We start from the raw sequence: 11,210 nt of genomic DNA, 5'->3' as shown, positions 1-11,210 counted from the left end.
CGAAATAAGGAAAGACTACTATGCTTGCAACTGACTCCGCACTGGTGCTGTTTAGCGGTGGACAAGACTCCACCACTTGCCTGGCCTGGGCCCTGGAACATTATGCGCGGGTTGAAACCATCGGTTTTGACTACGGCCAGCGCCATGCGATCGAATTGACGGTGCGCCCGACGCTGCTGGAGCAGATGCGCGGCCAGTCGGCCGAGTGGCATAGCCGCCTGGGACAGGATCATATGATCGACCTGTCGCTGATCGCCGCCATTTCCGATACGGCGCTGACGCAAAACGTCGAAATCGCGATGCAGGAAAACGGCTTGCCGAATACCTTCGTGCCGGGTCGTAACTTGCTGTTCATGACGGTTGCGGCCACGGTGGCGTACCGGCGCGGCTTGACGGTGTTGGTCGGCGGCATGTGCGAAACGGATTTCTCCGGTTATCCGGATTGCCGCGACGATACGATGAAAGCGCTGCAAGTGGCGCTGAACCTGGGCATGGCGACCCGCTTGAAAGTGGAAACCCCGCTGATGTGGCTGGACAAGAGCCAGACCTGGGACCTGGCGCATGGCTTGGGCGGCCAGCCGCTGGTCGACCTGATCCGCAGCGGCACCCACACTTGCTACCTGGGCGAACGTGGCCAGTTGCACGACTGGGGCTACGGCTGCGGCACTTGCCCGGCCTGCGCCTTGCGCGCCAAGGGTTACCAGGAATATGCGGCGCGCAGCGGCGCCGTTTAAACGCTGTTTCGGCAGACGATGCATGCTCCGCCGAGAGCATGCTTGACGAGTGCTACAGATGGCGGAAGACCTGCACCAGGCCGAGCAAGGTTATTGCCGCCAGCACCAGTGTCGTCGCCAGCGCCAGGCCGCCGGCCACCAGACTGAGCCGCAAGGCGCCGCGCCAGCCCAGCAGCACGCCTTGTGCGGTGCTGGCCCGCGTGCTGAAATACCAGGTGCTCAGGAACAGTATCAGCGCGAACGTGATCGTTCCGGTCACGCTGTGCGGCAGCCCTTTCGGCCATGACATGCCGGCCATGGACGGAATCATGTACAGCGCCGTCAATAGCAGCGAGAACAGGAAGCAATCCTGCCAACTGACGGCTATGCGCCGCAATATCCTTGCGGCCAATTTGATCAGACACGGCCCCAGCAGCAGCGATGCGACAACAGCGATCAGCGCGAGCAATTCTGGCATGGAAGACTCCTGATGACGCACGTCCCGAGGCCGGTCGGGGAAAGTCCGGAATGCCGGCGATGGCGTGCCAACTTTTCTTTTATTGTACTATTATTGCAACAATTCTCGGGGGCCAGGCAGGCCGGCGCCGGCAAGGCGCCCGACGTTAGCGATGGGCTGATCGGAAGTCATGCCGTGGCGACCGGCAGCGGCGCCTATCGTCTTGCCAGTCACATGCGGGCCTGGCGGACGATGCAATGAAAGCAGTTTTGCTGAATGAATACATGTGGTCGTTTTTATACATGCACTTTATTGCAAGGCGGTGCACTGTCACGTACTATCATTGTTATCCTTGACCAATAGTGGCTGGGAATGCGGAGCCTGCCGGCCGCCGTTGCGACGTTTTGATGGGTTTCACCGGTCAAACAATTCATCCTGTCATGAACAAACCCGCCGCTCCGCCTACCGCCATCCGCGTATTTCCGGACTGGATGCAGCCGCGGTTTGTCGCCGTGTTGACGCTGGCCATTTGCCTGGGGTTTACGGTGGGTGTCTGGCGCAGTGCCCGCGATGCCGCCGAGCAGCAGGTGCAAGCCGATTTTCATTACCGGGTGCGCGAGCTGGTGCAACAGCTGGAATCGCGCATGCAAACTTATCTGCAAGTCTTGTATGGCGTGCAGGGCTTGTATAACAGCAACGGCGTGATCGACCGCCAGGCTTTCCATGCCTACCTGGACGTGCAGCACATCGACCAGCATTTCCCCGGCATCCATGGCGTCGGCTATATTCCGCAAGTGCCGCTGGCCGCGCGCGAGGCGCATGTCGCGGCGCTGAAGGCGGAAGGTTTTCCCGAGTATGCGATCCGGCCAGCCGGCCAGCGCGCGCTGTATGCGCCCATCGTTTTCCTGGAACCGTTCAACGACAGCAATTTGCGCGCCTTCGGCTTCGATGTGTATTCCGAGCCGCTGCGGCGCGCGGCGCTGGAGCGGGCGCGCGACAGCGGGCAGGCGGCGATGACCGGCAAGATACGGCTGGTGCAGGACAACGACGCGGCCGGCTTGCCGCTGCCGGGCCGGGCCGGCCAATTCGGTTTCCTGATCGTCTTGCCGGCCTACGACAACAGCCGTCCGTCGGCCACGGTGGCGCAGCGCCGGCGCGGTTTGCTCGGCTGGATTTTTGCGCCGTTCCGCATCGACGACTTGATGGCCGGCCTGAGCGGCGCCCATGCCAGCTTGCTGGACCTGGAAATCTACGATGGCGACGTGGTCAGCGAGGCCAGCCGCATGTATGACGCGGCGCCCGGCGCGGCCTACGGCATGCGCCGCACCGCGCAGCAAAAGATCGCGCTGGCCGGCCACCGCTGGACCGTGCTGGTCGGCGCCTTGCCCGGCTTCGACGAGGCCGTGACCGACAAGCCGCGCCTGATCGCCTGGGCCGGCGTGCTGCTCAGCCTCGGCTTGACGGTGCTGACCTGGCTGCTGGCGCGCAGCCGCTTCCACGCCAAGGCGGCGCTGCACCAGGCTGGTTTGCTGACGCGGCAATTGAACGATGGCCAGGCCAGCCTGCTGGCGATGGCGGAAGCGTCGCAGCGCAGCCAGGCGATGCTGCGCAGCATACTCGATTCGACCGTCGACGGCATCCTGGTCGATACCATCGAGGGGCGGATTTTTACGTCGAACCGGCGCTTCCGCGAATTGTGGCATGTGCCCGATGCGCTCGATTGGCAAGCCAACGGCTCCGCCTTGTTCGACTATCTGGAGCAGCAGCTGGAACAAGCCGCGCCGTTGAACCTGGGCCGCCAGCAGATGCCGCAAGGCCACCGCGAACAGCGCGATATCCTGCAACTGCGCGACGGCCGGGTATTTGAACAATTCATCCGCAGCATGCAACTGGGCAATGATGTGGCGCGGCTATGGTCGTTCCGCGACATCACCGAGCGCAACCAGGTGGAGCAGCGCGAACGGACGCGGCGCCATGTGCTGGAATTGCTGGCCACCGGCGCGCCGCTGGGCGCGGTGCTGGAAAACGTGGTGCTGGGCGTCGAGTTGGCCAATCCCGGCATGTTGTGCAGCATCTTGCTGCTCGATGCCGAGGGCAAGCATTTGCTGGTCGGGGCCGCGCCCAGCCTGCCGGCTTTTTTTAACGCCGAAGTGCATGGCCATTCGCTCGACACTTTGCAAGGTTCTTGCGGGCAAGTGCTGCGCAGTGGCAAAAGGGTGATTGCCGAAGATATCGCCAGCGATCCCTTATGGTCGGCCTACCGCGAGCTGGCGCGGCGCGCCGAGCTTGGATCGTGCTGGTCGGAGCCGATACGCGGCGCCAGCGGCAAGCTGCTGGGCACGTTCGCGATTTACCACCGCAGCGCGCACCGGCCCAGCCGGACCAATATTGCCTTGATCGAAGAAGCGTCGCACCTGACCGGCATCGCGATCGAACAGGCGCAATCGGCGCTGGCGCTGCGCGCCGGCGAAGCGCGTTTCCGCAGCCTGTACGACAATGCCCCGGTCGCCTTGTGGGAGCAGGATTGGTCGGCCTTGAACCAGGCGCTGGCCGAGCTCGATTTGTCCGGCGTGCAAGACCTGGAACATCACTTGCTGGCCGCTCCGCAGCGCTTGAAGGAATTGGCCGGCATGGTCAGGATACTCGACGTCAACGCCGCGGCGCTGGCCCAGGTCGGCGCGGCCGGACCCGGCGAAATCGCCAGCCTGAGCCTGGCGCAAAATTTCGACGACAGCGCGATGGAAAGTTTTGCGCGGACGCTGGCGGCGCTGGCGCGCGGCGCCCATCTGTTCGAATGCGAAAGCAGTTTCTTGCGGCTCGACGGTGTCGAACGGCAAAACGAATTGACCTTGCTGGTGATGCCGGGCCATGAACACAGCCTCGATTTTGTCATCGTGTCGACGCTCGATATTACCGAACGCAAACGCATGAACGCCGAATTGCTGTTGCTGGCGACCACCGATTTCCTGACCGGCTTGCCGAACCGGCGCCAGTTCATGGCGCGCCTCGATGATGAACAAGCCCGCTTGCAGCGCGAAATCGAAAGCTGCGCCAGTGTATTGATGCTCGATATCGATTACTTCAAGCACATCAACGATGAATATGGCCACGCGGTCGGCGATGCGGTCTTGCGCCACCTGGGCGGCTTGATGCGGCAAATCCAGCGCAAGGTCGATACCCTGGGACGCGTCGGCGGCGAGGAATTCGCGATCTTGTTGCCCGGCACCGACACCGTGGCGGCCGGCCTGTACGCCGAGCGGCTGCGGCGCCACATCGCCGAGACGCCATTGCAACTGAGCAATGGCTACGGCAATATCGCGGTCACCGTCAGCATCGGCATCGCCGCGATGTCCGGCGCCGAAGCCGATTGCGACTCGGTGCTGCTGCGCGCCGACCAGGCCCTGTATTGCGCCAAGCGCGGCGGGCGCAACCGGGTCGAACAGAGTATCAGCGGCGGCTCCGGCTGGATCGGTAAACAGGCGGCAAATTAATATTTACACAGCCTGGCTGGCATTGCGCTGCTTGCGGTTACGCGCGACCAGCCACACGATGGTGGCCACGATCAGCAGCGGCAGCAGCAACGGTGCGCTGAAGGCCACGGCCAGCAGCACGCACATGGCGATAATGCCTGCCGCCAAGACACTGACGCCGGCCAGCACGACCATGGTGAACAGCGCGGCGCACAGCAGCGCCACCACGCCGAAGATCAGGCCGCCGCCGGCAAACAGCATGGCGATCAGCGCGCCGGCCGGCCCGCCGATGTCATCGCCATCCCAGCGGACCATCATGTCATGGGAACCTATCGATTTCAGCATCAGCATGGCGATCAACAAGACGATGACGAGCGTAAGGAATTTTTTCATGATGGTCCCCTGAGTATGGTGGTGTTACGGTTGGCGATATTGCTACTGTAGCCAGCGCCGCTCCCTGGATCGAGCGCCGTGCGACAGGCCGTCAGATCCGCGGCATGAACGGTTTTTCCAGCCGATGAATGCCAATATTATTCCGCCGTGCCGTGCTTCGGAGTTCTTCCCTTGTATCCATCGTGACAAGGAAAACACCATTTTCCTTTGCCTGTCAGGGGTGGAACTTGTCGATGGCGTGTCATTCCAGCACAAGTGTGCGCCAGGCCGGCAGGTCACTCGCTACGCCTTTGCGCACGACGCGAAATACCGCGGATGTGACCGGAATGGGCTGTCTGGCAGGCAGCGGAGTGAAGTCGCCATTCTTGCGGTCGTGCCGCGCATAATGAACCAGGCGGCCGCGTGCCAGGAAGGCCAGCGACATTTCCCCGTCATCCCTGGACTCAAAGGGAACCAGACGCGCGCAATCGTTGACGGAGATATGCAATGTGCCGCACACCGCTGATCGTGGTGCATAAGGGGCGAAAAGGTAGACCTGATCCCACTCGAAGCGGGTAGCGTCCGCCAGGCGAATGCTCTGCGTGTCCGGTGTCCGTATGAGTTCACCAATCGAACCACTGAGCTCTGAGTCATTGCTACAGGCAACAATCGCGATCAGCAAAATTGCCGACAAAAGGGTGGTCCGGTTTCTGGTGATGGATGAAGTCATGATCAAAGTCAACTTGTTTGGGGACGGGCCGCTGTTGGCCGGCAGCGAAAAAATAGCGCCATGTCCCAGTCATCCCGGCATGATCGAGCGCCTGGGCCGGCGTTGACAATGACTTTACCTTACCGGCGCCCATGCCTCAAGAGTCTTGATGAGCATATTCTGCAAGACCGCTGCATGAACAATGTGGTCGATTTAACTTGTATTGGAGTAATAGCGTCCTATACTGAATGTCTGCACTTGCGCAGGGAGACTCAGGGAGGCTCAAAATGCTTGTGTTTTTTGCGACCGGGGATCAATCGATATCCCTGAATACCATGCGCCAGCGTAGCGCACAGATGGATTGCTCAGGGCCGAAGGGCGCGCCGCCGGCGATTCCGCCGATCATCATCACGCCATTCAGCTACCATACGCCGGGTCCGGCCATCGACCCGCAGCGGCGCCCGCCCGGCCCGCCGGTCAGGCCGCCGTGCCGGCCATCGATGTCCTTGTAGCTGGACCGGCGTTAAGGGATTCGTTTCGGGAATAATGCTCGTGGTAAACACACGATGATGCGGCGCGGCCGGCTGATTTCGACTATCATGCCAGCCTCCCCATCTTGATAGAGTTTGCCCCCATGAGTACCGAATTCACCGATATCCCCGAGCCGGACGATGGCGCCCCGATCCAGGAACCGCGCCTGTGGGCAGGCAATGGCTGGACCGCGCGCGTCATCAAGAATGAAGAGGATGAAGGCTGGGCGGTCGCCATGATCAAGGATGGCGAACCGGAACCGGCGCTGGTCGGCCCGTGGACCATGGGGCGCGACAAGAAAAATCCGAAGCCGCTCGATGTCAACGCCTTCAATACGCTGGTCAAGACCGCGTCGGAAGTGCTGCGCCGGCATGAACAGCAATTGCACGCGCAATTGCACAAGACCTTGTACGTCAGCACTGACGATGGACAGATCAAGGTCATGCTCGACATCGTGCCGGATGAAGACCATCCGTACGCCGAGCTGAGCGCCTACGACCAGGAGGGCGAACAACTGGCCAAGGTGCGTACCTCGGCCGGGTTCAAGTTAAGCGCCGCCAGCGCCGCCAAATGGATCGAAGGCGGCTACCGGAAGCCTTGATTCATTTGACGTACGATTCTTCACGCCGGTAAGCCAGCCGGTACAGCAGCGGCAACACCAGCAAGGTCAGCGCCGTCGATGACAGGATGCCGCCGATCACCACGGTGGCCAGCGGCCGCTGCACTTCGGCGCCGGTGCCGGTGGCGATCGCCATCGGCACGAAGCCCAGCGACGCCACCAGCGCCGTCATCAGCACCGGCCGCAAGCGCGTCAGCGCACCTTCCCGTATCGCCTGGTCCAGCGTGCGGCCCTGTTCGCGCAGCTGGCGGATGAAGGCGATCATCACCAGCCCGTTCAACACCGCCACGCCGGACAGCGCGATAAAGCCGACCGCCGCCGAGATCGACATCGGGATATCGCGCAGCCACAGCGCGATGATGCCGCCGGTCAAGGCGAACGGGATGCCGCTAAACACCAGCAAACCATCCTTGAGATTGCCGAACATGGCGAACAGCAAGATAAACACCAGCAACAGCGCCAGCGGCACCACCAGTTGCAAGCGGTGCGTGGCCGATTGCAATTGCTCGAACTGGCCGCCCCAGCTGGTCCAGTAGCCGGCCGGCACCTTGACCTGTTCGCGGATTTTCAGCTCGGCGTCGGCGACGAAGGAGCCGATATCGCGCCCGCGCACATTGGCGCTGATGACGATGCGGCGCTTGCCGTCTTCGCGGCTGACCTGGTTCGGCCCCGGCGCCAGTTCCAGGCTGGCCACTTCGCCCAGTGGAATGAAGCTGGCGCGCTTGTCTGCGCCTTCACCGCGCGGCAACGGTATCGGCAAGCGTTTCAGTTGCTCGACATCGTTGCGCAGGTTTTCCGGCAACCGCACCACGATGTCGAAACGGCGGTCGCCCTGGAACAGCGTGCCGCTTTGCTGGCCGCCGATCGCGGTGGCGATGGTGTTTTGCACGTCGGCGATGTTCAAGCCGTAACGCGCGGTTTGTTCGCGGTCGATATTGACTGTCAGCATAGGCAAGCCGGTGGTTTGCTCGACCTTGACTTCGGCCGCGCCGGGAACCTTTGCCAGCACCGCCGAGATGCTCGCGGCGGTATCGTCCAGCACGTCCATATCGTCGCCAAACAATTTGACCGCGACATCGCTGCGCACGCCGGAAATCAATTCGTTGAAGCGCAGCTGTATCGGCTGGGAAAACTCGTAGTTGTTACCAGGCAAGCCTTCTGCCGTCGCCTGTATTTCTTCCAGCAATTTCTCCTTGGTCTTGCCCGGCTGCGGCCACTGGCTGCGCGGTTTCAGCATGATGTAGCCGTCGGAAATATTCGGCGGCATCGGGTCGGACGCGATTTCCGCCGTGCCGGTGCGCGCAAACACCCGCTCGATTTCCGGATGGCGCCGGAGCAGCGCGGTTTCCAGCTGCTGCTGCATGGCCAGCGATTGCGTCAGGCTGGTGCCGGGGATGCGCAGCGCCTGGATCGCGATATCGCCCTCGTTCAGGCTGGGCACGAATTCGCTGCCCATGCGCGTCACCAGCAAGCCGGACAGTATCACCAGCACGGCGCCAAAGGCCAGCAGCACCGGCGTGTTGCCCATCACCTTATCCAGCGCCGGTGCGTAGCAGCGCTTGGCGGCAGTCATCAGGACATTATCCTTTTCCGCCACCTTGTCGCCGATGAACAGCGCCACGGCGGCCGGAATGAAGGTGATCGACAAGACCATCGCGCCCAGCAGCGCGATCACCACCGTCAGCGCCATCGGCGTGAACATGCGGCCTTCGACGCCGCTCAGCGCAAAGATCGGCAGGTACACCGCCATGATGATCAATTGGCCGTACAGCAGCGGCCGGCGGGCTTCTTGCGAGGCCGAAAAAACTTCCTGGAAACGTTCGGCCCGCGTCAAAGGACGGCCCATTTTTTCTTGCGCATGGGCCAGCCGGCGCACGCAGTTTTCGACGATCACCACGGCGCCGTCGATGATGATGCCGAAGTCCAGCGCACCCAGGCTCATCAGGTTGGCGCTGACGTGGTAATGGACCATGCCGGTGAAGGTGAACAGCATGGCCAGCGGAATCACCGTCGCGGCGATGATGGCGGCGCGGATATTGCCAAGGAATAGGAACAGGATGGCGATCACCAGGATCGCGCCTTCCAGCAAGTTTTTCTTGACGGTATTGATGGCCTTGTCGACCAGCACCGTGCGGTCATACACGGTGACGGCGTGCACGCCTTCCGGCAAGGTGCGGTTGATGTCGAGCATCTTCTTGTCGACGGCTTGCGATACCGTGCGGCTATTCTGGCCGATCAGCATGAACACCGTGCCAAGCACCACTTCGCGGCCGTTTTCGGTCGCCGCGCCGGTGCGCAATTCACGGCCGATGCCGATCTCGGCGACATCGCCGATACGGATCACCACGCCTTCGACATTGCCAAGAATAATGTTGCGGATATCGTCCATCGAACGCACCTGGCCCGGCGCGCGTATCAATAATTGCTCGCCGCGTTTTTCGATATAACCGGCGCCGACGTTGCCATTGTTGCGCTCCAGCGCGGTGACGATATCTTGCAAGCTCATGCCGTACGACGCCAGTTTTTCCGGCAGCGGCGCAACCTGGTATTCCTTGGCGTAACCGCCGATGGCATTGATCTCCGTGACGCCGCTAACGTTGCGCAATTGGGGCTTGATGATCCAGTCCTGGATTTCACGCAAGTCGGTCGGCGTGTACGGCGTGCCGTCCGGCTTTTTCGCGCCGGGCCTGGCTTCCACCGTCCACAGGTAGATTTCACCGAGGCCGGTGGAAACCGGTCCCATCGCCGGTACCGTGCCGGCCGGCAGCTTTTCCTTCGCTTGCTGCAAGCGCTCGTTGATCATCTGGCGCGCGAAATAAATATCGGTGCCATCCTTGAAGATCACCGTCACTTGCGACAGGCCATAGCGCGACAGCGAACGGGTTTGTTCCAGGTTGGGCAAACCTGCCATCGCCGTTTCGATCGGAAAAGTCACGCGCTGCTCGGTTTCCAGCGGAGAATAACCAGCCGCCTGCGTGTTGACTTGCACTTGCACATTGGTGATGTCCGGCACCGCGTCGATCGGCAGTTTCTGGACATTGTAGATGCCCAGCCCAGCCATCACGGCCACCGCCAGCATCACCAGCCATCGTTGCTCGATGGCAAAGCGTATCAATCGTTCAAACATGCTGTTGACCTTTCCGCATCAATGTTCATGGCTGGCGCCGGCCTTGCCCAGCTCGGACTTGAGCACGAAGCTGCCGCTGGCCGCATACACGGCGCCGGCCGGCAATCCCTTGGTAATCTCCGTCAGCTTGCCGTCGCTGCGTCCCAGCGTCACCGGGGTGGCCTTGAAACCGTCGGCGAGCTTGATAAACACGGCCGGTTTGTCTTCGATGCTCTGGATCGCGTCGCTGGCCACCGTGACGGCCGCGTCGGCATCGCCGGACACCACTTCCACCGTGACGAACAGGCCGGGCCGCCACGCCATCGCCGGATTGGCCAGCGTGAGACGCGCCTTGGCGGTGCGGGTCTGTTCGCCGATCAAGGCGCCGACATAGGTGATGGTGCCGCTGGCGCTGGCGTCGAACGCGCTGGCCTTGATGGCGACCTGGCCGCCGACACGCACGGTATTCAAGTCCTTGGCCGGCACGGCGATTTCGGCCCACACCGTCGACAAGTCGGAAATGACGAAGATGTTCGCGTCTTCCTTGACCGCTTCGCCCAGCGCGATATGTTTTTCGAGCACCATGCCGTCGAACGGTGCGCGGATGTCATAACGGTTCAGCGCACCGGGTCCGGCCGCGCTGGCACCCAGCGCACTGAGTTTCTGGCTGGCGTTTTGCACCGCGATTTCCGCTTCCTGCAACACTTGCCGGGCCTGCAGATAATCTTGTTCGGCCGAGATTTTTTCTAGCCACAACTTGTGCTCCCGTTCGTAGGTCGAACGCGCCAGACTCAGGCGGCGTTGCGCCGACAGCAATTCGCTGCGCTGTTCCGACAAGCCGGTGCTGGCGATCACCGCCAGGATCTGGCCCTTCCTGACCAGTTGGCCGAGGTCGGCGTGCACCAGCTCGACCACGCCGGCCAGGCGCGGCACGACGTGGGCGGTGCGGTCTTCATTAAAGCGGATTTCACCGGGCAGGGCGATACTGGTCTTGATGCGCCCCGGACCGGCGGCGGCTAGGGTAATGCCGGCCGCCTTGATACTGGCGTCGCTCAATGCGACCTTGCCTTCTTCATGGTGGCCGGCCTTGGCCTCGGCTTCGGCGACTGGCGCCGGTGCTTCGTGCGTGGTGTTAGCGGTGCCGAGTATCAGTCCGGCCAGCAATAGGCCAATGGCGGCAATGGCGCCGATGGTGATGCCTTGCTTCTTGTTCAGATTAAATGTCATGGTGTG

General features: G+C 62.1%; 9 protein-coding genes. 4 read left to right on the top strand and 5 right to left on the bottom strand.

Annotated features, from left to right (window positions below):
• Positions 1-20: 20 nt before the first annotated feature.
• On the top strand, positions 21-734 hold the full coding sequence (gene queC / locus GJA_RS22185) for a 7-cyano-7-deazaguanine synthase QueC (protein WP_038496704.1): 714 nt from the start codon (positions 21-23) through the stop codon (positions 732-734).
• A gap of 52 nt (positions 735-786) precedes the next feature.
• On the opposite strand, the gene GJA_RS22180 is transcribed toward queC, so the two are convergent.
• Positions 787-1,191, bottom strand: coding sequence for a hypothetical protein (locus tag GJA_RS22180; protein ID WP_038496701.1), 405 nt, complete (start codon positions 1,189-1,191; stop codon positions 787-789).
• 419 nt (positions 1,192-1,610) lie between these two features.
• Here GJA_RS22180 and GJA_RS22170 point away from each other — a divergent pair, with 419 nt between their 5' ends.
• Positions 1,611-4,661 carry a CHASE domain-containing protein gene (locus GJA_RS22170; RefSeq protein ID WP_038496696.1) on the top strand — a complete coding sequence of 1,017 codons (3,051 nt, stop codon included), beginning with the start codon at positions 1,611-1,613 and terminating at the stop codon, positions 4,659-4,661.
• A gap of 3 nt (positions 4,662-4,664) precedes the next feature.
• Here GJA_RS22170 and GJA_RS22165 read toward each other — a convergent pair whose 3' ends face one another.
• Positions 4,665-5,033: a hypothetical protein gene (locus GJA_RS22165; protein WP_038496693.1), complete on the bottom strand. Its 369-nt coding sequence runs from the start codon at positions 5,031-5,033 to the stop codon at positions 4,665-4,667.
• Positions 5,034-5,274: 241 nt separating this feature from the next.
• Positions 5,275-5,742 carry a hypothetical protein gene (locus GJA_RS27570; RefSeq protein WP_144241621.1) on the bottom strand — a complete coding sequence of 156 codons (468 nt, stop codon included), beginning with the start codon at positions 5,740-5,742 and terminating at the stop codon, positions 5,275-5,277.
• A 314-nt stretch (positions 5,743-6,056) separates the two neighbouring features.
• On the opposite strand from GJA_RS27570, the gene GJA_RS22150 reads away from it, so the two are divergent.
• Both GJA_RS22150 and GJA_RS22145 read left to right on the top strand, forming a co-directional pair.
• Positions 6,057-6,233 (top strand): hypothetical protein, encoded by a 177-nt coding sequence (locus GJA_RS22150; protein WP_156484136.1) that lies wholly within the window; start codon positions 6,057-6,059, stop codon positions 6,231-6,233.
• 122 nt (positions 6,234-6,355) lie between these two features.
• Positions 6,356-6,853 carry a hypothetical protein gene (locus GJA_RS22145; protein WP_038496680.1) on the top strand — a complete coding sequence of 166 codons (498 nt, stop codon included), beginning with the start codon at positions 6,356-6,358 and terminating at the stop codon, positions 6,851-6,853.
• Between the two features lies 1 nt (position 6,854).
• Here GJA_RS22145 and GJA_RS22140 read toward each other — a convergent pair whose 3' ends face one another.
• Together GJA_RS22140 and GJA_RS22135 are read right to left on the bottom strand one after the other, a co-directional pair.
• Entirely contained in the window at positions 6,855-9,998 is a 3,144-nt protein-coding gene (locus GJA_RS22140; protein ID WP_038496677.1) for a CusA/CzcA family heavy metal efflux RND transporter, read from the bottom strand.
• A gap of 18 nt (positions 9,999-10,016) precedes the next feature.
• On the bottom strand, positions 10,017-11,204 hold the full coding sequence (locus GJA_RS22135; RefSeq protein ID WP_038496674.1) for an efflux RND transporter periplasmic adaptor subunit: 1,188 nt from the start codon (positions 11,202-11,204) through the stop codon (positions 10,017-10,019).
• Between the last annotated feature and the right edge of the window lie 6 nt (positions 11,205-11,210).

It is taken from the genome of Janthinobacterium agaricidamnosum NBRC 102515 = DSM 9628 (genome assembly GCF_000723165.1).
GTDB lineage: Bacteria > Pseudomonadota > Gammaproteobacteria > Burkholderiales > Burkholderiaceae_D > Janthinobacterium > Janthinobacterium agaricidamnosum.
The sequence above is the reverse complement of the archived record's forward strand: the minus strand, read 5'-3'. Positions and strand labels throughout refer to the sequence as shown.